The organism is Arthrobacter sp. SE2 (assembly GCF_058244265.1).
In genome coordinates this window covers 1-20,791 of sequence record NZ_JBZAYA010000023.1, presented here as the reverse complement: position 1 = coordinate 20,791, position 20,791 = coordinate 1, and the positions used below count along the sequence as shown (strand labels likewise).

Annotated in this window: 26 protein-coding genes; 17 read left to right on the top strand and 9 right to left on the bottom strand. The window is 62.1% G+C overall.

The genetic code is table 11. The annotated features are described in order from the left end of the window. Positions 1–266 precede the first annotated feature (266 nt). Complete coding sequence (locus AC4CS3_RS21290) at positions 267–683, bottom strand: hypothetical protein (protein WP_490785106.1); 417 nt, start codon at positions 681–683, stop codon at positions 267–269. A 426-nt stretch (positions 684–1,109) separates the two neighbouring features. Between AC4CS3_RS21290 and AC4CS3_RS21285 the strand changes: the two genes are divergently transcribed. Together AC4CS3_RS21285 and AC4CS3_RS21280 are read left to right on the top strand one after the other, a co-directional pair. Continuing rightward, entirely contained in the window at positions 1,110–1,574 is a 465-nt protein-coding gene (locus AC4CS3_RS21285) for a hypothetical protein (RefSeq protein WP_490785105.1), read from the top strand. Positions 1,575–1,880: 306 nt separating this feature from the next. Next, positions 1,881–2,687 (top strand): hypothetical protein, encoded by an 807-nt coding sequence (locus AC4CS3_RS21280; protein WP_490785104.1) that lies wholly within the window; start codon positions 1,881–1,883, stop codon positions 2,685–2,687. Positions 2,688–2,765: 78 nt separating this feature from the next. Here the strand turns inward: AC4CS3_RS21280 and AC4CS3_RS21275 are convergent, their stop codons facing one another. Both AC4CS3_RS21275 and AC4CS3_RS21270 read right to left on the bottom strand, forming a co-directional pair. Continuing rightward, on the bottom strand, positions 2,766–3,155 hold the full coding sequence (locus tag AC4CS3_RS21275; protein WP_490785103.1) for an ankyrin repeat domain-containing protein: 390 nt from the start codon (positions 3,153–3,155) through the stop codon (positions 2,766–2,768). Positions 3,156–3,610: 455 nt separating this feature from the next. After that, positions 3,611–3,823, bottom strand: a complete 213-nt coding sequence (locus AC4CS3_RS21270; RefSeq protein ID WP_490785102.1) for a hypothetical protein — start codon at positions 3,821–3,823, stop codon at positions 3,611–3,613. A 261-nt stretch (positions 3,824–4,084) separates the two neighbouring features. On the opposite strand from AC4CS3_RS21270, the gene AC4CS3_RS21265 reads away from it, so the two are divergent. From AC4CS3_RS21265 to AC4CS3_RS21235, 7 genes are all read left to right on the top strand, one after another. Then, complete coding sequence (locus AC4CS3_RS21265) at positions 4,085–4,726, top strand: hypothetical protein (RefSeq protein ID WP_490785101.1); 642 nt, start codon at positions 4,085–4,087, stop codon at positions 4,724–4,726. Between the two features lie 382 nt (positions 4,727–5,108). Further along, complete coding sequence (locus AC4CS3_RS21260) at positions 5,109–5,528, top strand: YciI family protein (protein ID WP_306962323.1); 420 nt, start codon at positions 5,109–5,111, stop codon at positions 5,526–5,528. 7 nt (positions 5,529–5,535) lie between these two features. Continuing rightward, positions 5,536–6,789, top strand: a complete 1,254-nt coding sequence (locus AC4CS3_RS21255; RefSeq protein ID WP_490785100.1) for an RNA polymerase sigma factor — start codon at positions 5,536–5,538, stop codon at positions 6,787–6,789. A gap of 67 nt (positions 6,790–6,856) precedes the next feature. After that, positions 6,857–7,999, top strand: coding sequence for an FAD-dependent oxidoreductase (locus AC4CS3_RS21250; protein ID WP_490785099.1), 1,143 nt, complete (start codon positions 6,857–6,859; stop codon positions 7,997–7,999). Positions 8,000–8,081: 82 nt separating this feature from the next. After that, positions 8,082–8,372 (top strand): antibiotic biosynthesis monooxygenase family protein, encoded by a 291-nt coding sequence (locus AC4CS3_RS21245; protein ID WP_490785098.1) that lies wholly within the window; start codon positions 8,082–8,084, stop codon positions 8,370–8,372. A gap of 36 nt (positions 8,373–8,408) precedes the next feature. Then, positions 8,409–8,885: a MepB family protein gene (locus tag AC4CS3_RS21240; RefSeq protein WP_490785097.1), complete on the top strand. Its 477-nt coding sequence runs from the start codon at positions 8,409–8,411 to the stop codon at positions 8,883–8,885. Positions 8,886–9,158: 273 nt separating this feature from the next. Then, the gene (locus AC4CS3_RS21235; protein ID WP_490785096.1) at positions 9,159–9,824 is read left to right on the top strand and encodes a hypothetical protein; all 666 of its coding nucleotides are present in this window, start codon (positions 9,159–9,161) and stop codon (positions 9,822–9,824) included. Between the two features lie 38 nt (positions 9,825–9,862). Here AC4CS3_RS21235 and AC4CS3_RS21230 read toward each other — a convergent pair whose 3' ends face one another. Continuing rightward, complete coding sequence (locus AC4CS3_RS21230; RefSeq protein WP_490785095.1) at positions 9,863–10,135, bottom strand: DNA gyrase subunit A; 273 nt, start codon at positions 10,133–10,135, stop codon at positions 9,863–9,865. A gap of 143 nt (positions 10,136–10,278) precedes the next feature. On the opposite strand from AC4CS3_RS21230, the gene AC4CS3_RS21225 reads away from it, so the two are divergent. Both AC4CS3_RS21225 and AC4CS3_RS21220 read left to right on the top strand, forming a co-directional pair. Beyond that, positions 10,279–10,803: an RNA polymerase sigma factor gene (locus AC4CS3_RS21225; RefSeq protein WP_490785094.1), complete on the top strand. Its 525-nt coding sequence runs from the start codon at positions 10,279–10,281 to the stop codon at positions 10,801–10,803. After that, positions 10,800–11,987 carry a muramidase family protein gene (locus tag AC4CS3_RS21220; protein ID WP_490785093.1) on the top strand — a complete coding sequence of 396 codons (1,188 nt, stop codon included), beginning with the start codon at positions 10,800–10,802 and terminating at the stop codon, positions 11,985–11,987. The genes AC4CS3_RS21225 and AC4CS3_RS21220 overlap by 4 nt, the downstream gene beginning before the upstream one ends. 52 nt (positions 11,988–12,039) lie before the next feature. Here AC4CS3_RS21220 and AC4CS3_RS21215 read toward each other — a convergent pair whose 3' ends face one another. Next, entirely contained in the window at positions 12,040–12,792 is a 753-nt protein-coding gene (locus AC4CS3_RS21215; protein ID WP_490785092.1) for a GAF and ANTAR domain-containing protein, read from the bottom strand. 137 nt (positions 12,793–12,929) lie between these two features. Between AC4CS3_RS21215 and AC4CS3_RS21210 the strand changes: the two genes are divergently transcribed. Then, positions 12,930–13,295: a TfoX/Sxy family protein gene (locus AC4CS3_RS21210; protein ID WP_490785091.1), complete on the top strand. Its 366-nt coding sequence runs from the start codon at positions 12,930–12,932 to the stop codon at positions 13,293–13,295. A gap of 37 nt (positions 13,296–13,332) precedes the next feature. Here AC4CS3_RS21210 and AC4CS3_RS21205 read toward each other — a convergent pair whose 3' ends face one another. From AC4CS3_RS21205 to AC4CS3_RS21190, 4 genes are all read right to left on the bottom strand, one after another. Beyond that, complete coding sequence (locus tag AC4CS3_RS21205; protein WP_490785090.1) at positions 13,333–13,521, bottom strand: YegP family protein; 189 nt, start codon at positions 13,519–13,521, stop codon at positions 13,333–13,335. Beyond that, positions 13,521–13,760: a hypothetical protein gene (locus tag AC4CS3_RS21200; protein WP_490785089.1), complete on the bottom strand. Its 240-nt coding sequence runs from the start codon at positions 13,758–13,760 to the stop codon at positions 13,521–13,523. Before AC4CS3_RS21200 ends, AC4CS3_RS21205 begins: the two co-directional genes overlap by 1 nt. Positions 13,761–14,034: 274 nt before the next feature. Beyond that, on the bottom strand, positions 14,035–15,276 hold the full coding sequence (locus AC4CS3_RS21195) for a multidrug effflux MFS transporter (protein WP_490785088.1): 1,242 nt from the start codon (positions 15,274–15,276) through the stop codon (positions 14,035–14,037). Beyond that, a complete protein-coding gene (locus AC4CS3_RS21190; RefSeq protein WP_490785087.1) occupies positions 15,273–16,289 on the bottom strand; it encodes a zinc-dependent alcohol dehydrogenase family protein in 1,017 nt (338 codons plus the stop codon). The genes AC4CS3_RS21195 and AC4CS3_RS21190 overlap by 4 nt, the downstream gene beginning before the upstream one ends. 138 nt (positions 16,290–16,427) lie before the next feature. Here AC4CS3_RS21190 and AC4CS3_RS21185 point away from each other — a divergent pair, with 138 nt between their 5' ends. From AC4CS3_RS21185 to AC4CS3_RS21165, 5 genes are all read left to right on the top strand, one after another. Further along, positions 16,428–17,339, top strand: a complete 912-nt coding sequence (locus AC4CS3_RS21185; protein ID WP_490785086.1) for a helix-turn-helix transcriptional regulator — start codon at positions 16,428–16,430, stop codon at positions 17,337–17,339. A gap of 270 nt (positions 17,340–17,609) precedes the next feature. Next, positions 17,610–17,882, top strand: coding sequence for a hypothetical protein (locus tag AC4CS3_RS21180; protein WP_490785085.1), 273 nt, complete (start codon positions 17,610–17,612; stop codon positions 17,880–17,882). A 390-nt stretch (positions 17,883–18,272) separates the two neighbouring features. Further along, the gene (locus AC4CS3_RS21175) at positions 18,273–18,449 is read left to right on the top strand and encodes a hypothetical protein (protein ID WP_490785084.1); all 177 of its coding nucleotides are present in this window, start codon (positions 18,273–18,275) and stop codon (positions 18,447–18,449) included. A 672-nt stretch (positions 18,450–19,121) separates the two neighbouring features. Beyond that, positions 19,122–19,610 carry a MauE/DoxX family redox-associated membrane protein gene (locus AC4CS3_RS21170; protein ID WP_490785083.1) on the top strand — a complete coding sequence of 163 codons (489 nt, stop codon included), beginning with the start codon at positions 19,122–19,124 and terminating at the stop codon, positions 19,608–19,610. 969 nt (positions 19,611–20,579) lie between these two features. Next, a partial coding sequence (locus tag AC4CS3_RS21165) for an MFS transporter (protein ID WP_490785082.1) occupies positions 20,580–20,791 on the top strand: 212 nt, incomplete at its 3' end.

Sequence of the window (20,791 nt, the reverse complement as noted above, 5' to 3'; positions counted from 1 at the left end):
CAAGAGGCTCAAATAGGCCTGGATGCCGACGGCAAGAGCGTCTGATTCGGTGCCCTAGCTATGCCGTTTGGTCATCTGAGACCGACCGTCTTCCATTCGTAAAGAATTCCTGGCGGACGTCATACGAGTCCGGTGGAGGATCCCCGTGCGGACGACGAGACGCCACGCGTTGGGAACGGAGTCAACGAGCCGGTCAGAACAGGGCGCCCGTTCCACGTACCGTCGAAACCGGCGGAGCCTCGTTTGAGGTCGGGTGGGATCATTCGTCAGCGGGGCCATCCTCGCTGCATGATGTTGATGAGGGCAAGGGCGATACCGGTGCCCAGTCCGCCGTAAAGACCGCCATGAGAACCGATGAGGTCGCTGCCTGCCCACCACACGAGGAGGCATACCAGCATTGGCGGGACAATCAGGACCCCACGACGGACCCACAACCGCTTTCTGATTCTTTCCGGGGCCTTGAGAAAGAAGAGTGCCAGGACCACAAACAGCACGGGGAGGAGCAGCGCCGGGAACATCCACTCCCGCAGTGGCCACCAGCGCCAAAGCACAGCGCCGGCCATCCCGAAAAGAACCACCACAGCCACACAAGCTCCGACAAGGATCCCCCAGCGCAACCGCGAGACTCGAAGCTGCTCAAGGCCCCGGGCGACCAGAGCGGATTCTTCCTCATCGCCCTCCATCGCGGCTGACTCCTTGAACGGTTCCGCAGGTATGTCTGCTTCGCGGACCAAAAATCATCATTGTTATGGCATTCATTCGTGTCCCCCAAGCATCGCGACGTCACGAAGCCGCGTGACGTGCTGGCGCAAGCATGCCCGAACCACGCTGGCCTTGTTCTCTCGCGCAACGGATCTCGCGTAACAGTGAACATGCTGCTAGCCACGGTAAACAATCAGCAAGCTTCCTAACTAGAGTGTTCGATACCCACTTGCGCTTGAGAGTAAAACCACATGGATGAGCGGTTAGAAATCGGCCTACCGGACGGGAGATGGACGCGCCAACAGCGATGCTAAAAACGAGCCATTTAGCCATCAGTACCGCCCGGTGAGGTATACCTCACCGGACGGTACAAAGCAGGGTCTGTCCCGCCGGGCCATATTTCCCGTATGAATAGTCAAGCCAACGCGAGGGCGCGAGCAATCTTCCTTTGCGAGCAGACGGGGCTGATCGCGCCCCACGAGCTGCCTGACTTTGCCGCTGAACTCCTAATCCTGGGATACGACACCCCTTCACTTCGCGGATTGGCCGGCCTTCCGACGGGAGACCGGGCCGACTCGGCGGACATATGGAATGTGGTCCGCGATGAACTCGGCATCCGCCGCGAAGACGATGAGCAAGCAGCGAATTTTCTCCTTGAGTACTGGGCTCAGGAGATCGTCGAAGGGCGGATCGACATCCTCCCCGGGTCGAGGGTCATGTGCCGAGTTGGGTGGTTCCCACTGGGACAGCCGATGGAGCTGAACGAGCTCGTGTACCTCTTGGACGTCTGGGACGAAATGCCGCAGCGTCGCGATCAGACTCTCTCCGAGCTCGTCGACTTCGCCTGGAAGCTTGTGGGCCGCGAAAGCTGACGAAAGCTAACCCGTTCGGCCACCCGCTCACGGGACGCGCGGGGACCGGCGGGCCATGCCATATAGCGCTGCGAAAAACGATTCAGATGAGTCTACGATTCACAGCATTCCAACACCCCAGAAGAAAGTGTCTCGTAGAGGGTTCGTCTCAAAACAGTCGGGATACGAGACTGCGGGATTAGGCCAAGCCCTCACTCCCTAGCTCTGCGCGCAATTTCGCGATCATAAAACACCGCTAAATAGCGCCGAAAGTAACAGGCTATACTCGCGATAGCTGCGCCGAACGGCGCACGGTACCGGGGGAATATGAGCACCGTCCTATTCGCACCTGGCGTCGAGCTGCCCGTTACTGGCAAGCCGTTCGGGGAGACCCCTGCACGGGATGTCGACAACCTTCGGCGACGGATGGCACGGAAGGCCAGGATCGCCGTCATCGTGCTCTTTATTCTCGCGGCCGCGACCTCCGGCATCATCTGGCACGTCGGCCAGCCGTTCTGGGGCCACTGGCCTCATGTGGATGCCACCGTGGTCAGTCAGCGCGAATATGTCGCGAAATACACCAACTGTGATCTCGGCCTTAACTCGGTCATTGACGGAAAGCCGCAGCGCAACCACGTCGTCTTCGGGAATCCGTGCAACCAGGCACCGGCCATTGGCACCGTGGTCACCATGATCTACTCCCCGGACGACCACGGCTGGGCGGGTCTTCCGGGGTATCAGGGCAGAGCCATATTTGCGGTCGTTCTCTCCGGTATCTGGCTGACTTTCCCGCTTGCCGGCTGCACACTGTGGACAGTGCTCGCGGTCCACCGGCTGCGGAGGGTGACCCGTCTCGGGTCTGTTCCGTGGCAGGAACTCACCGGTGTTGTCCGGTCCGCGTCCCTCAAGCCCGGCGGACTCTTCCTGGAGTTGGCAGTGGCAGGCACGCCTGACGTCGGTATGAGGTTCGGGACCCGGGGCATCAGCTTCTTCCCCGTGCCGACGGCAGGCAGCACGTTCACCCTCCGTCTGGCGGGGGATGGCAGCGGCTGGGTCCTGGTGGCGCTCCCCGGTCACTGGGGCGAAAGCGTAGGCCTGATCTGGACCGTTGCTGCCCGGCTGCCAGCGAGCTAAAACGGCGGATGTGGCATTCCAGGACAATGCTCAAGCCGACCCTCCGAAACCCCCTGGTGGACGTGCTGGCTTCGGGGATCAGGGGAGATCCTGAAAGTACGCTGCCACATCGTAGTTGCCGATTAGTTTGGCCAGTCCCAAGGGGGTCTGCCCTGCCACGTTTGCATGCAGCGGGTCGGCACCGCGTGAACGCAGCAGATTGATCATCCCGGGCCGCCCGCGGGAGTTGAAGACCGCGACGAACAGCGGTGTATTGCCGTAGGAGTTCGTTGGGTCGACCGCCGCACCGGCTTTGAGCAGCGCGGCCGCCGCGGTCAGTGCGTATTCCTGGGACGCAAGGTGAAGCGGAGTGAACCTCTGGCTGTCGGACGAATCGGGCGACTCGCCCGCGGCAATCAGTCGAGTCACCTCTGCGGCATCATCGGTGAGTGCTGCGTAGTGGAGCGGCGAACGACCGGCGGGATCCATGGATACCTCGATTTCTGAATGGTAAGGGGAAACTGCACGTTAGCCGATCCATCAGCGTGCACAGTGCAGAAGTCAAGGGAAGGCGCTGCCTTTGACCACGGATGGAACCGTTGATCAACTGTCACAAATCCGATCTGTCCCCGATCGCACGTTTTCAAAGCGGTAACGCTCAGGGCCGGCGGTCGGTCCTTTGTCTTGCTTGAGGTTCTCCAACTGGCTGAGCGGATCCCAATGCGCGGGCGGATCGGTGTAAGAACTGCCCCAGCGCATACCTTGATTAATCCAAGCGCGCCGGGCTTCCGCAATCCAAAGCTGCAGGTCCTCTCCGTGCCGGCCGCCGTCATCAAAACCGTACTCGACGTAGCAACAAGGGCAGATGTTGTAGCCGGCGGCCTCATTTTTCAGGTACGGAGGCTCGTCGAGGTCCGGGTAACCGCAGACGGGACAAAAGTACGTCATCTGCTACGCGGAACAGAGCCGCCGCATCGTGCTCCGTGCTTCACGGGGAGTTGGTTGGCCACGATGGCGGCGGGGTCTTTCTCGCTCAGCCTGGAGGCTTCGAGTATTCGCTGGACGATTGTGTTCTTCCCGGACACACGGGCGTACTCCGCACGAAGTGATTCAGACCGTGCCGGCCAGGCAGGGTCGTAGTCGATGACTTCAATCATTTGACGACCCTAACAGCCTGCTGCCACGCGGGCCGCAACTCCCAGACGACCGCTCCGATGAGGATCCTTGAACGGACAGTCCGTGTGGGCGATGGTACGGGAAATGCTTAGCTTTTTGGCCGTTCCCTAAGTTTTTCGTCAATTCCCATGCTGTTGGCTTATGGGCGGAGATAGTTCAAGATTTGAGCATCAGGCTCAGTGGCATCGGCGGATGACTGCCGGGGTCCCTTGCATCACTACTCGTGTCGAGGGAAGCGGACGATGACCGGAATCGACGATCTCATACCCAAGTCCGACGACCGTTGGGTCACCGCGACAAGAAGAGCGCACGGCATTGCAGAACTGGGCCTCGGCGGTGCCCTGAAGGCGTACTACACGCTCTATTTCCCGGCCGAGGTAATCATCCTTGTCACGGTGGGGACAGTGGGCGGGATGCTGGTCTTCGGAAGCGGCCCGGCGGACTGGCCGTCCTCTTTGCAGGTAGGTTTTTTCCTCGCGTGGCTGGGTGCCGCCATCGGTGGACTCATTTACAACGCGAAGAAGATCGGGCCCGCAGTGGAGCCCGGCAGGATAGACGTGCTGCTCTCACTGGAGGACGAAGAGCGAAAAAACATCCGGCGCCAGGTTCTCGGGAAGACCTCCGTTGATCCGGAGCATCTTGTCGTCTCGCGGGCCGCCGCTGTGCAACTGCGAAAGAATGTCGCCACACAGCTCATCTGGATGTCCATGTTCCCGCTTGTATTCATTCCCCAAGTCATACGAGGAGCCGGGTTCATCTCATGGTTCATGGGGGCTGGCGTGGTTGTCTTGGTGATTGGGACGATGTTCGTTGTTCGCGACTTCCAGCGGGCTGGCAGATTCCTTGCCCACACAAAGCCGGGAGGCCCGGACGCAGCCCAGTGACGACAACAGTGGCCGGCCGTAGCCTCCGTTTCGGCAACGAGTCGCTCTTCATCGCTGGATTTCGACAAGTACCGCCCGCTGCGCCGTATGGCAGTCCGCCGCTGCGGTCGCGCCGCCCGTAAGCATCGGTCCCTCTCCGGACCTCTCCACTGGTTGTATCCATGTGCACGGTGAGGGATCCCCTTACGGGCGTGGGCCTGCGCGTCCTTGACCCCTACGGTCAGGCACCGCTGGTCAGCTAGCGTTGGTCAAACGATGGCAAGCAGTCCACCGCGGAAGCAAACAAAAAAGATTCTTCGGTCTGCGTCGATCCGGCCTCGCGCCGTTCGACCTGTGGGTGAGAAGGTCGAAAAAGCGACCTTCCGGAATCAAGGAGCATTCGATGGCCAAGTACATGTTGATCATGCGTCCCACGGACGAGTCCTTCGCGAACTTCGCGAACACGGACTTCGCCGAAATCATGGATGCCATGGGAAAGTTCAACGACGAGTTGATTCGTGCCGGTGTCCTGCTGGCGGCCGAGGGGCTGGACGACGCGAATGAGGGCGTCGTGGTCGACTTCACCGGCGAGACGCCGGTTGTCACCGATGGCCCGTACGGAGAGACCAAGGAGCTGTTTGCCGGCTACTACATCCTTGATGTCGCATCGAAGCAGGAGGCCGTCGAGTGGGCCAAGCGGGCGCCGCTCACGGCGGGTAGCAAGACCGAGATCCGCCGCGTGACGACGATCGATGAGTTCCCGCAGGACAACCAGTGGATCCAGAAGGAACGGGCGTGGCGCGAGCTGACCGGGCAGCTCTGAGCCGACGGTGAGCAGCGCAGAGGCGCGGGGCGCCGTCGAGGCTGTGTGGCGGATGGAGTCCGCCCGCATCGTCGGCGCCCTCGCCCGCTATACGGGGGACTTCTCGCTGGCCGAAGATCTCGCCCAGGAAGCCCTCGCCGAGGCGCTGGTGTCCTGGTCCGTAAACGGGGTGCCGGCCCAACCGGCAGGGTGGCTGCTCACTACGGGCCGCCGTCGTGCCATCGATGCTTTCCGGCGGCGCGCCGGGCGCGACGAACGGTACGCTCTTCTCGCCCGGGGCCTGGACGACTCGACGCCCGGGGCGGACGCGCTGTTCGACCCTGACGCAATTGATGACGACGTGCTCGGGTTGATGTTTATCTCCTGCCATCCCGTGCTGTCGAAGGAGGCCCGGATCGCCTTGACGCTGCGGGTGGTCGGCGGACTGGGCAGCGACGAGATCGCCAAGGCGTTCCTGGTTCCGGTGGCGACGATCCAGGCACGCATCACGCGGGCCAAGAAGACGCTGGCCGCCGCGCAGGTGCCCTTCGCTGTGCCCGACCGGCAGGAGTTGAACGAACGGCTCGGCTCGGTGCTGCAGGTCGTCTATCTCATCTTCACGGAGGGCTCGTTTGCGTCGGGCGGCGAGGAGTGGATCCGCACCGATCTGGCCGGCGAGGCCCGCCGGCTGGCCCGCGTCCTGGTGCGGCTCGCGCCCGAGCCGGAGGTATTCGGGCTGCTCGCGCTGCTGGAACTCACGGCAGCCCGTTTCCCGGCCCGACTTGATGCGTCCGGCCGCCCGGTCCTTCTGGAGGACCAGGACCGGAGGCTGTGGGACCAGGCGGCGATCCGGCGCGGGCGTGCGGCGCTGGCACAGGCTGTGGGGGCCGGACGTGGACTGGGCGCATATGGCCTCCAAGCCGCCATCGCCGAGTGTCACGCGGTGGCTCGCTCGGTTGCCGAAACGGACTGGCAGCGGATCGTAATCCTCTATGAAGCCCTCGGACGGCTGACGCCTTCGCCCGTCATCGAACTCAACCGAGCGGTCGCGGTCGCGATGGCCACCGGCCCCGCGGAGGGTCTCGAGCTGGTAGACGCGATCTCGTCACGGGGCGAACTGACGGGTTCGCACCTGCTCCCCGCGATCCGCGGCGAGATGCTCACCCGGCTCGGTCGTCGAGACGAAGCGCGGTCCGCTCTCCTGCAGGCCGTTGAGCTGTGCGGGAACGCCGCCGAACGAGCTGCGCTCGAGCGCAAGATCGACGGCGTCAGCCAACCATAAAGGGGGCCGCCGTCGACCGCGGCAACGCCCGAAGACTACCTCTGGTGTTGAGTGCTTGAATGAGGGCATGGTGGATCGAAGCGTACTGGTCTCCGGTGGCGGCATTGCCGGCTTGACCGCCGCGTACTGGCTGGCGAAGGCTGGTTGGTCAGTCACGATTGTGGAACGATCGGCCGATGCGCGATCTAGTGGCAACCCCATCGACGTACGCGGAGACGCGGTCGCTATTACACGGCAAATGGGCATCTGGTCGCGCCTGGAGGAGGCCGCCACTGGTGTCGAACGCCTGGTCTTCGTCGATGCCGACGGGCGGCCGCAGGCCACCATCCCCACCCGGCGACGCGCCGACCGCGACGGGGATGTCGAGGTGGAGATCGCACGCACTGAACTCGTCGGCCTGTTGCTTGAGAAGGCCCAGGAGACAAGCCGCATCATCCGGGACGACTCGATCACCGCCTTGCACCAGGACGACGGCGGAATCGACGTCGAGTTTCGGCGGACTCCTTCCCGTCGCTTCGACCTGGTCGTCGGGTCCGACGGACTCCATTCCACAGTTCGGCGCTTGGTATTCGGCCCCGAAGAACGTTTTTCCCGCCCATTCGGCATGTTCGTGGGCACCGTGCGCGCCGCTGCACCGATCCAAGATCCGCGCACCGTGCTGTTGTACAACGAACCGGGAACCTCCTTGACCATTCATCCGGCGGGCGGGAAGCCCGGGTTCGCATTCATCTTCCGGGGGCAGCACCATTTCGACTACCGGGACGCGGACCAAGGCAGACGCCTCGTCGAGTCCACCTACGCCGACGGCGGATGGCTCACCCCGCTCGCGCTCGAGGAATGGGGCGCGTCCGACGAAAGGTACTTCGACGCAGTCACCCGCATGGAAGTACCGCAGTGGTCTGCCGGCCGCGTGGTGCTGCTCGGTGACGCGGCGAGTTGCATCTCGCTGTTCGGTGAAGGATCCAGCAGCGCGATCGTTGGAGCCAAGACCCTCGCCGACGCGATTGCCGCCTACCCGGATGACCACACCGCCGCTTTCGCCGGCTATGAACGCAGCCACCGCAAACACGTGCACTCGCTACAACGGGGCGCCGGCATCGCATCGCGCCTCCTCGTACCCAAGACCCGATCGGGTATCACGATCCGCAATGCTGTGTTGAACGCGCTCCCCTTTCGGAACACCCGACGAGCCCCGGATTCGCGGCGATAAGTGACGAACTTTCCCCAACGCCAATTTGTCACCCGGTGACCGTTAGCGGATCCTCATCGGACGACCGTGAGAAGCTGAGGGAATGATTCTGGAGCACGCAATCCTCCCCGTCCGTCCCGGCAGCGAGTCCGATTTCGAAGAGGCATTCCGGATGGCGCAACCTCTGATCAGCCGGCAGCAGGGCTTCCGGAGTCTTTCGATTTCCCGCTCGATCGAGTCCCCAAACCTGTACCTTCTACTCGTTGAGTGGGATTCGGTGGAAGCCCACTCCGACGGCTTCCGTGGGTCTGCCGACTATGAGCGGTGGAAGGAGCTGTTGCACCATTTCTACGATCCGTTCCCGGTGGTTGAGCACTTCACGACGGTGCGGTAGCCAGTCCCTCACCCGGCATGCGGATACAGTTTGAGAGTGAATTTCCACGCGTTCAGGCGTTTCTTCGATCTTGCGCCTGCTCTTGCCGCTGCACAGCCTGTCATCGAGGTTGAAGAACAGGACAGCGACTACGAATCCGGGGTCGCCCACATCGGGAATGAGCTATGGCGAATCCGCACCGCCCGGATCACACCGACGAAACCAGGCGCCTTCGTCGCGGTCTGGAAGCGTGGAGAAGGCGGATCTACCAGGCCCTTCACGGCTGACGAGTCGATGTCCGGACTGCTGGTCTTCGTAGAGGATCAGGATCGGTTCGGGTACTTCCAGTTCACCAAAACCCACCTGATCTCGCTCGGATACGTCAGCTCCGACGTTCATCCCGGTAAACGTGGTTTCCGCGTCTATCCGGCATGGTGCACCGACCTGAATCCTCAAGCGTCGCGCACGCAGCGCGCGCAAGTTGCTGCGTTCGCCGAGATTACTCCGAGTAGCTCATCCCCTGACTCTAACTGACGTTCCAGTCATCGGGAGACGGCCGCAGCTGGACAACATCGCCCCTGACGTGTGCGGAGGGCGGCCCTGCCGATGTCCGCTGTCGACGGCTGAGAAAGAACCCCGTGAGCGGATCCCTCGTTGGATGCGGCTCACCGACCCCACGGGCGGATCTGGCCTTTCGAGCCGCCGCGCGCCGAGATCGATGGAACCAAACGTGAGCTATACACTTCAGGGGGCTCATCGAGTCCTTGGAGAAGGATCACAAAATGTAGGCGCTAACAGGGGGCAGGCGTGAGCAGGAATTCAACAGACACCGAATGGGGCGAACTCGCCCCGACGCAGGCGTGGAAAGCCGCACAACGCTATGCGGCCTTGGGAGATCGGAGCCGCGCGCAAAGGGTCAGCACCGTGATTTCCGGCGTGATCTCACTGACAACGGCATCCCTCATCGGCATGGTCATCGGCCGCGGCTCGGTCGCGGCAGTAGCAGGAACGGAGCGCGCGTACCACGTGCTAACCGGTTTCAGAATTCTCATCGGGGCGGCAATCGGCGTCGCGCTGGGAACTCTCATGGCGACGACCGTTCCCGCAACGTACAGCTTGTGGGGGCCGGCGACGCTCGGGTTGATCAGCATCGGCTGGATAGTGGCCATCTTGCCGTCGATAAGGTTCCACCGCTCGCGTGGCCTCAGGCTGAATGGGCCGAGGTGGAAAAGAAGCCATGATGTGAGGCAGCTGTGGATCGTCACCGCCCTGGCCCACGACCCGGAAGCCACCGCCGACGAGCTCGAAGCCGCATTGCGGACACTAGTACCGGACCTCGGCCCCGGTTGGGCATACATATTGTTTACGACCACAGATGTACAGGTACAGGCATTGCAGTGCCTCGGGTTCAGCCGTGCCAGCGAGAATTCCGGGCTGATGTACCGCACGGTCACAGCAGCCCAGCAGGTCTAGGGCGCCGAGGCGAGGACGATCAACCGCACGCGACCTGTTCAGCGCCCATCGGGCAGCCTTGATCTGAGTTCTTCTGCATAGGAAGCGATTGCCTCACGCTGGTCGCGGGTGAATCTTCTGGCCTGCAGGTTGAGGACTGCACGGCTGCCCAGCTCTCCCACGCCCAACAGCTGACCCACCCGACGGATTGCTTCGTCCACGTCCTCTGAATCCTCGATCACCTGGAAGACCTCGTCCCGCCGATCCGTCGCCTTCACCAGGGCCTCGTGGAGCATCAATTGTTGCCTCATCTGCCGCTCATCCTCATCCATGCCGCGATTCTTGCACGAATGGTTGTGACAACTGATCGGCAATCGCTGGTCCTCACTTCGTGACTCGCCGCGAACCTTCTGAATGGCCCAGATTCTTTCAAGATTCTCGTTACAGTTTGTTGGCTGCCGGACATTAACAAGGCATGAGCTTGCAAACAATGGGGGAACGGGTGGATCTGGAGAGGGAAAAACGGTTCCTTGCCGCCCACACGGGGTCCCACGACCGTATCTACCGCTATTTTCGGCGCAGGACGGACGGCACCGCCACCGCCGAGGATCTGTGCGCGGAGGTTTTCAGGATTGCCTGGGAGAAGTCCGGACAGGACGCTGAGCTCCCGGTGCTCGTCATTTTCGGAATAGCCAAGAACGTGCTCCGTAACCATGACAGGTCCTTGTCCCGTTCTGCGGGGCTCATCGGTGCTTTGCTGTCGGAGCGCGTCCCCGGGACACCCACGGAGGAATCCGCCGTGCGGGATGCCATCGACCACCTAGGTCCGAAGGATCGGGAAGTGTTGCTGCTGACGTATTGGGACGGACTCACCGCCGTCGAAGTGGCCCATCTCCTCAACACGACGGCGACTGCCGTGCGAATGCGCCTGCACCGGGCCCGCAAGGAACTAGGCCGAATACTTCAGGAGCAGACAGTGTCAGAAGGAGCAACAGAATGAGCAAGGACCTGTCCCTCGCCGATCTGCTGTCAGCTGCCGATCCTGCGCTCATGATCACCGACGAGGAATTGGAGCGCAGCCGCGATCGGTCTCTCTCGTTCGTGAATTCCGATATCACTCACATCGCGGTCGGCGGATCCGTCCAGGACTTCCACCGCACACGGGCCAAACGTCATTGGGTGCGTCTCGCCGCAGTGGGGCTTGCGGCAGCTGCGGTCGCGGCCTGCGTACTCGTGGCCTCGAGTTTAGTAACGGGTCCGGTCAACACGGCTGCCGCTCCGACCGTCACCGCTGTGACGACACCGTCCGACGCCGGGAAGTCTTCCCTGACTGGGCGCACTGTTACCGATTCGTTTGGGAACGTGGATTACTACACCACCGTGTCCGGTGACACTGTGGCAGCGGTGGCCGCATCATTCCACATCACGGAGAAGGAACTCGCCGAATTCAATGGACTTCAGCCCGTGAACGCATTGGCACCCAATACGAAGCTTCGACTGATCCCGGTTCCGGGTCCGATCTACGGCGCGAAGGGGACGGCTACCGTCGACGGGAACGGTATCCCCACGAGTTACGTCATCGAGGCCGGTGACACCCTTGGCGGGATTACCTACCGGTTCGGAATTACCGGCGAGCAGTTGGCAGAAGCGAACAAAGTCCCGTATGTGTACGAGAAGGGCAACACCTACTTTGTCCGTGCCGGGAACCACATCCAGCTGCAGAAGAATCCCGTCGACAGCAGATCCGGTACAGGAACAACCGTCAACAATTCATCCGGGCAGACCATCTTCTACACCACCGTCGAGGGCGACTCCTTCGACAGCATCGGCTACAAATTCCGGTGCACCACCGAGCAGTTGCTGCAGTACAACACTTCCTTGGCCGGGGACCGGCCCATCCCCGCGGGCACCAGGGTGAGACTGATACCAGGAGAGCTGAAGATCGACGGCGCTCAAGGCAGCTTCACTGCCGACGCCGACGGGATCCCACTCACGTACACCACCGCCCCCGGGGACACCGAACGCCAGATCTCCTTCCGTTTCGGAATGCCTGACCTGGAGTGGGCGAACCGACCGCTCACCGGTACCAGCCGCGTCTGGTACGCCTTCACCGACCTACCCACCGGTGAGCTCGCCCCGGGCCAGACAATCAGCCTCGCGTTGACCAAGCCCATCCACAAGTAGCGGTCCTACCGGGGCCATCCAAACTGCGACGGCACTCCGGCTGAGCCCGTTCCTACCCCTCGAAGTGAGTTTCGATCCCGCTCCCCGAAACCTGTTCGATCAGTTCGGTGGCTATGTCCCGTAGTTTACGGTTGCGGTTGCTGGAGACCTTGGTAAGGATTTCCATCGCTTCAGCCTGCGAGCATCGGTTTTGCGCCATGATGACACCGCAGGCCACGTCGATGGCGGTCCTGCTTTGCATGGCTGATTCCAGGTCCTCTGCCCGATGGTGTGCGGAGTCGATGCGCACAGACAGGTGGAGTATGTTGCGGGCAGCAGCGGCAAAGCCCACGGCCTTGTTGAAGACATCGGGGGTGAATGCGCCTGGCTTGGATGCGAAAAAGTTCAGCGCGGCACTTGCGTCCTCGCTGATTTCCATGGGAATCCCCAACGAGCTATGAACGCCTATCTCTGCGAATTTCTTGGTGAGCTCCGGCCAGCGCAGATCTGTCGAACCGTCATCGATGATCACAGGAGACATCTCCCGGAGTGCCGCGATGCAGGGGCCGTCACCGATCGCCTGCTCAAACCGGTCAATCTGCACGGCGCGTGAGCTGCTGCCCGCAGCAGTAAGGGGCCGGCGTCTGACTTTGACGGTGATGGCGCATTCGATCGCGTCGCCGGCCGCTTCAGACATCCCGGCAGCGGCGAGCTTAGTGAGCCCGGTAAGGAATTCAGAGGCATTCTCTGCGCGCACCAGAACAGACTGAAGATCAAGAATGCCTTGAAGCTGGTCTGCAGGTTCGTTTTCCGGTGAACTCGACATCCGCCCATCCTACTTTCCTCGTTTGACCTGTTCCCGTTTCATAAGGAGAACGGTGCCCCGACGCTGGCGGCCCGCATCCCGCCGTCGTATGCTGCATGCAGTCCTAGGCTTTCGATCCCCTACCGCGGAGTACGCACATGCAGATCCCCAAACCGTCCGACGCCGACAAAGACCGCTTCCGCGCGGTGGTGCCAGAGAACCCTGATGTCGTCGTCAAGCCGATGTTCGGGAACCTGGGCGCATTCGTGAACGGCAATATGTTCGCCGGACTGTTCGGCCCGATGATCGGCGTCAGGCTTTCCGACGCCGACCGCGCGGAACTGGAGGCCGGTCACCAAACGCTTCCATTCGGCCCGGAAGGTCGCCCCATGGGCGGCTACATCGGCCTGCCCGAAGCCTGGAGCGACAACGAAGAGCAAACGGCGGACTGGATCGAGAAGGCGTTCGCCTACGTTGCAACTCTTCCGCCGAAAGCCGCGAAACCGCGTTCGTCGAAGAAGTAGCCGCCGCCGCGCTGACGCACCCAGCAAGGACAAAAGCTCAGAATCGCGAGCGGTGGTCTTCAATGAGTCCGCTTGCCGCGATCTCACGGAAGGCGTAAATCCTCCGGGCTGCAGTGTCCGTGTCCCGGAAAGGGATGGAGACGGCAAGCTCTTTCCCGAGCTCGTCAACCAGCCTCACCCTGCAGCTGCCTCCGTTGTCAGTGAACACTTCAAAGTGTCCCGCCATCAGAGAAGCTCTCCCCGACGGCGTGCGGGAGCACGCTTGGGCAGTGCGAGAGGCCCGGTAGCCGAGCTGTCGCTGAGCGGGTGATGATGTCCCGATTCGCGTCGTCGTTCCAGTTCGCCCGTCACGAGATCCAGCAACGCCTGGGCTGGTTCGGAGAGTCGGTGGCTTGCCGCCGGGTAGGCTATTTCGTCGCAGTGAAGGAGCACGAGGCGGATGCGTTCCAATTCGCGCGAGGGCACGAATGGCCATCGCCGAAACAGTTGTTGAACTGCGCTATGCCTGGGTAGGTGGCCCCGCCAAGCCTCACTGGAGGTGTCCCGCGTCCAGGATGCCCCGCGCCGCGCAGCGCTACTAACATCGCGATGGCCCGCCCCTTGACCATGGAGGCGGGGGTGACTGGGGTGAATAGGTGCCATGACTGACCTCCTCGTACTAAATCGAGAAAGCCAGCTGCTTGACCTCTACCAGCATAAGTGACCCACGTCATATCAACCAATTTCGGCTTGCTTCGGATCATATCCGGGCTGATGAACGCCGAGCGTCCGTGCTGGGCCGGGCCACGATGAGGAGGCCGAAGAGGGACAGCAAGGCCCCGACGATCATGATGGCTGCCATCGGGACGGCTGTGTGAGTGCCGCCCAACCCTGCGATCGGCGCGACGACGCCAGCCGTGGTCCACTGCACCAGGCCAAGGACGGCAGAACTCGTGCCCGGGTGCGCAGGGACTTCAGCCGAGGCAAGGGCACCGCCGTTGGTATTGATCAGTCCCTGGGCCACCATGAGGGCGAAGAAGCTTCCCATGGCCACGAGCAAGGGAGTACCCCACCAAAGTGCGCCGGCCAGCATGACGACGCCGGCGGCCAGCGCAATGGTCTGCCCTGCGAGGATGACTCGTCGGGTGGGCACCCGGCCTGCCAACCGCGCCGAGACGAGGGCGGCGATTGTCATCCCTCCGGCGTTCGCGGCAAAGACGATGGAGTACACCACCGGTGACAATCCGTTCATGTTCTGCAGGATGAACGCGGACGTGGCGACGTAGGCGAACAACGCGATGAATGCCGAAGATGCCACCATGACGTATCCAACGAACCGGCGGTTCGCCAGGACAGTCCGCGCCGCGTGTCCGAATTCACTCAGCCCGCCCGCGTGACGTTTCCCGGGCGGCAGGGATTCCGGCACGACGAACAGAGCACAAAGGGTCATCAGGATACCAAGGGCCGCCAGTGTCCAGAAGGTCATCCGCCACCCGGTTAGCTGCAGGATCACCGCGCCCAGCAAGGGGCTGATGATGGGGGCTACGCCGCCAATACCCATCACGATGTTAAGCACTCGGACGAGCTGCGGGCCGTGGGCGAGGTCCACGATGACGGCGCGGCCGATCACCATGGCCCATCCCCCGCCAAAGCCCTGCAGGAACCGGGCAACCATCATGAATCCGATGCTCGGGGCCAGGGCGCAGCCAACCGTCGCGATGGTCATGAGTATCGTGCCTGCCACAAGCGGCATGCGTCGGCCGCGCTGGTCGCTGAACGGACCCCCGACCAGTTGCCCGAGCCCCATCCCGGCAAAGAACGTCGTCAGAGTCAGCTGCACCGATGACGCAGAGGTGCCGAATTCTTCTGACACGCGTGGGAACGCCGGGACGTACATGTCGGTGGCGAGGGGCGCGACAGCCGTGAGGAAAATGACAGTGGCGACGAGTGCTGCCGGGACAGTCCCTGCCGACCGTGCCTGCGTTGTGATTGAGGTGCTCACGGGCGGAGCAGCACTTTGATGGCTCGGCGTTCGTCCATGGCCTTGTAGCCTTCGGCGGCCTCCTCGAGGGGCAGCTCGAGGTCGAAGACCTTGCCGGGGTCGATCTCGCCGCGGAGGATGAGGTCGATCAGCTCGGGCAGGTAGTCCCGGACGGGGGCCGGGCCGCCGTGCAGGTGGACGTGTGAGAAGAACAGCTCCAGTCCCGGGAGCTCGACGTCGTGGGAGACGCCGACGTAGCCGACGTGCCCGCCGGCGCGGGTGGCACGGATGGCCTGCATCATCGATTCCTGGGTCCCGACGGCTTCGATGACCGAGTGTGCGCCGAGGCCGTTGGTGAGTTCCTTGATCTTCGCCACACCTTCGTCGGCGCGCTCCTCGACGATGTCCGTTGCGCCGAACTCCCGGGCAAGGGCCTGCCGGGAGGCGTGGCGGGACATGGCGATGATTCGCTCGGCACCCATCTGCTTCGCCGCGAGGATCGCGAGAAGGCCCACGGCGCCGTCGCCCACGACGGCGACCGTCTTACCCGGCCCTGCTTCCGCGGCCTTCGCACCGAACCATCCAGTGCCCAGGACGTCGGACGCGGCCAACAGCGAGGGGACCTTGTCGGCGTCGGGCATTTCCGGCGTGGCAACCAAGGTGCCGTCGGCGAGTGGCACGCGCAAGTATTCGGCCTGGGCGCCGCCGATACCCTCGCGGTGGATGCAGCCGGTCTGGTAGCCGGAGCGGCAGATCTCGCACGTGTTATCGGAGGCGAAGAAAGATCCGACCACGAACTGGCCGACCTGGACGTTCCGCACGTCCGCGCCGATCTCATCGACGATGCCCACGTACTCGTGTCCCATCGGCCTGGGTGCCTGGATGCTGTCGGCTCCGCGGTAAGGCCACAGGTCCGAGCCGCATACGCAGGCCGCGACCAGTTTGATGATCGCGTCGGTTGGACGCTGAATGGCGGGCTTGGGCCGCTCCTCGACGCGGACGTCTCCGGGGGCGTGCATGATGGTTGCGCGCATACGCTGGTGCTCCATTTCATCGAATGCCTGACTTCGATTTCCATGAAACCCGCAATGCGCAGGCGTAGCGAGGGCCCTGTCGAAACGGGTTATGACAGAACCTCCCAACGGTTCCTAGTTACGCCGTACCGTTTCCTTATGGATAACCGAGCCGAGGTACGAGAGTTTCTGGTCTCCCGCCGAGGACGCATCACCCCCGAGCAGGCGGGCATCGAGCCCATCGGCGGCCGGCGCCGCGTGGCGGGTCTCCGAAGGGAAGAAGTCGCCCGCCTCGCCGGCGTCAGCATCGACTACTACACCCGCCTCGAGCGTGGAAACCTCACGGGGGTCTCGGACAGCGTCCTCGACTCAATCGCCCGGGCCTTGGAGCTTGACCGCGCCGAACACGACCACCTTTATGACCTGGCACGTGCGGCCGGTACCTCGGGAAGGAAACTCTCCACCGACACACCTGCGTCAGCAGTGCGGCCCGTGATGCAGTATCTTCTCGACGCCATCACCGGCGCACCGGCCTTTATCGGCAATAACCGCATGGACATCGTCGCCGCCAACGCCCTCGGCTACGCCCTCTACTCCGAGATGTATCGTGGCCCGGCACGCCCCGCGAACCACTCGCGCTTCATCTTCCTGGACTCCCGGGCCCACAACTTCTACCCCGACTGGGACCGTGCAGCGAACGTCAACGTGGCGATTCTGCGCCGCGATGCCGGCCGCAACCCCCACGACAAGGACATCGCAGCACTCGTTGGCGAGCTCTCCATGCGCAGCGACGAATTCCGTACGCGCTGGGCGGCACACAACGTCCGCCGCCACTACTCAGGCACCAAATTCTTCAACCACCCCGTTGTCGGGCTCCTTGAACTGACGTACCAGGCCATGGACCTCGAAGACGACCCAGGCCATACCCTGACTGTTTACCCCGCCATTCCCGGCAGCGCCTCCGAAGAAGCCCTCAAACTCCTCGCCTCCTGGGCGGCGACCGAGAACATCGTCCAGTCCCCCAAGCCCACGCTGGACCTTAGAGCCAGCACCACCAAAGGTGAGGTCTGAGCCTTCTCCGCTCAGCCCCTGGCAAGCGCCGATCCCCGGTGGCCGGACTGGACTGACGCCGTGAAGGGTATGCCTATCCGTTCAGTGGTCAGCACCCCTCTGCGAGGACGCGGCCCGAGTGCTGGAACTATTTGCCGCCCCGGCTGCAACGCTGCTTGCGAATATCCTGGCCAGTGAAGCCTTGGCTGAGTCCCTCCACAGTCGCGACCTGGTCAGCCCGTGGGCTTCGATCCGCACGAACCACAACAGCAGCGCATGCTGGCAGCTGCCATGAAGTCAGCAAAAATCAACGTCGGCGAACTCTGGCTCAAGTACTTCAGCCTGGGGGGCGAAGTTGGCGAGTACGAGGTTGAAGCCTACCTCCAAGGCCTCCTCTCCCTGCCCGTCCTTCAGCGCGACCTCCTGGCCACGGCCGCCAACGAACTCATCGACACATTCCCCCAAGGTCGCGCACCCTACTCCGACGAGCTCAGCCCGGACGGCGAGTCTCCGAGGAAGGACCCTGGGTCCGGGACGCAGGAACTGCCGGAGGCTGAGGACTAGGCGGCGCGTTGCGTCGCAGAGGTCGAGGGGTACGACGGCGCCCGGCACGTGGGCGGGATGCATTCACTTTCTGTGTGGTTCCGTCGTGAAGCACGACGGCGCTGTGGGTGACACATAGACACACGTAGCACCAAACACGTAGATGCCGGCTCTTCTCCACTGAATTTGGCGATTTTCACACGGAGATTGGCGTAAAACGCACGGAGATTCGACTAATCCACACGGAGACGGGTATTCGCAGGTTTATCTTTCTTTCAGGATTGGGAGTCATTAGCTCAACAACTGACCAGTCTTCCTAGCCAAGCTATGTCGACCTAACCCTTGGGGGGATTATGAACCGGCACCAACTTGCCGGCCCATCGCTTGCCTCGGGATGTGGATGACGGCGTCATGAAACTTCTGACCCTCTCCGCCGCTGCAATGCTCTTGATCGTTGCCGCCATCGCGTTCTCTACCAATCAGATCATCATGGGGATACTGTCCCTAGCCGCAGCCGGGGCAAACCTCGCGACGTGGGTTGTCTATAAGAAGCAAGCAAAGCAGGTCGGTCGTGTTGAGCCCAACTGATCCGGTTAACCCAGCCGTCAACTCTTGGGCAACTCCTGTGTTCGCGGTCGTCTATTTGGTGTTGGTAATCGTCGCGCTTGCGTCGCTGATGGCGTCAAAATGGATTCCCGCTCCAGTCAAAGTAGCGATTACCGTCGCGATCCTTTTGTTGCCGTTTGCAGGCTCCATTGCCTGGATCATCTACTCACAAATGCGGCAGCGGGGATCCGAATGGCCGTCCAGAAGATCGTAGAGAGGCAGGTCTGGAACCGTCATCGCGACCAGCGTCGTGGCCTCGACCTGGTTCGTTGTTCGCATGACGGTCTCCATCGCCGTCGCGGACGAGAAGATCGTCGGGCGCAGCAACCCCATCGACGCGGCGACGATTCCGATCTAAGGCGTTTTGGCCGCAACGACTGCCCAAATACCTTCCCAGGGATACGGAATACGGGTCATTGCTAAGAGCACTCGAGGGGTGCTCGTGGGCGGTCCTGCGGTCGCCTTGGAAACGGCCTGCGGCGATGGATCATCTCAGCTTCACACGCCGAGGGGGTCGCCTCAACAATTCCAGAACAAATAGCGCCTAGGTAATGGTTTGAAAAGCTTGGGTTTGTCGCGACGACGGCGGACCCGGAGCCTCGCCGAGGCAGCTTGGAGACAGCAGTTCAACGTATGGATGATTGGGGGTTTTGCGTGGATATTTTCCTGGATGTTGCCAGGCTTATTGGCGGTGGATTCTTTATTTGGTCGGGCACATCAAAGTTCGGCCGTATTGCAGACTTTTGGACTCAAGTGATGGGCTACAGGCTCACTAGCCCGATCCAAGCCAGACTCATTGCCTCGTATCTGCCTCCCACCGAGTTTGTTCTGGGCATGCTCTTTGCCACGGGCTATCTCACGATTTCCGCTGGGGTCATCCTGCTGCTTCTGCTACTCGTGTTCTCGATCGCGATCGGCACCGTCCTCATTCGGAAAATCGAGACAGATTGTGGATGCGCGGGGTCCGGAAGGCAGAAGGTTCGTCCGATCCTCTTGATCAGAAACCTGGGAATTGCCGCCATTGTCGTTCTCGGAATGTTCACGTCCGGCCCACTAGGTATCAGCAACGTCGTGATCACAATTTCGGGCGCGTTGCTGATTGGGCTACTCGGTACCGTCAACTATCGCACCCTAGGCAAATGACAAAACATTAGGAAGTAAATCATGTTCGGAAGAAGAGGAATTCTCAAGGGAATACTCGCAGGAGCGGCATCCGTCGCGCTCGGTACGGCCGGCGCGAACGCCGCTTCTGCGGCGCCAACGCCCAGTGACACTGTTCCGTGGGACAGACAGAAGGTGCCCTCACCCGCGAAGCTACGAAGGGGGAGCTAAGCGAGCTTAGAAAGCGGGCCCAGAAGGCGGCGATTGATGCCGGCTATGCGCGTTCAGCCGTCGAGGCAGCCGTTGCGCAGGCGATGATCTCTGTAAGCCCTCGCGGAACTCAAATTGGTAAGTGCGCATTGACACTCGGTGACGAATTTGTGTTCGTTTACACGAAGGAGAAGGGGCCAGGAAGTACGATCGAGATGCGATCATGGTCTTTTGGACCGATGGTGACGTTGTTAGAGAGGTGTAGCCGAGCGAGTACTCGAAAGGCCTCTTGTCACAGGGCGTGATCGCGGCTCGGGACAGCTGCTGCCTGCCATATGGTGCTCCAGTCGGTACCTGTTGCCAGTACAACTGGGCGGGACTTGTCCAGTGCTGTGCTCCATGTATTTTTGCTGGAACGGCGACTCTTCCCTGTGTACTTATTTGGTGCCCAATGTGCACGTCATGAATTGCACTCGCTGGTGGTACAACTGTCCGTGATCAGGAGTTCGCGCTCGTCACCTGCGGCAGCCGCGGAAGAGACGAAACCAGGGGCATGAAAGTCCTTGCCAACTCGGTAAGCGCAGCATCTTTTGCGCCTCTTCTACGCACTGCACGTCGGCCCGTTCTTCGCGATCTTCACCTTCGGCCCGAGCATCCTGAAGACATTCGGAATGGGCGAAGGCAACCTTCCAAGCTCGGCTCAGTCATGCTCGACTTCGTCTTCTTCGTCGGCTGCAACCAGGCGCGGACGCTGATCGAAACCTGGGCCGTAGGCCGCTGATCAGCTGGTGCTTCGCCAACTTGGCCATCCCGCCCTTCATCCTGGGCTTTGTCCGGCCGGCCCCCTTGGCCATCATTGTGGGCTGCTTGGTGACTTACGCCCTCTTCTCCGGAGGACCCAGCATCCTGGAGTGGGCCTTCCCGAGCGAAATCTTCCCCACCCACGTCCGCGCCAGCGCCGTCGGCATCACCACCGCCGTCAGCCGCATCGATGCCGCACTCGGAACGTTCGC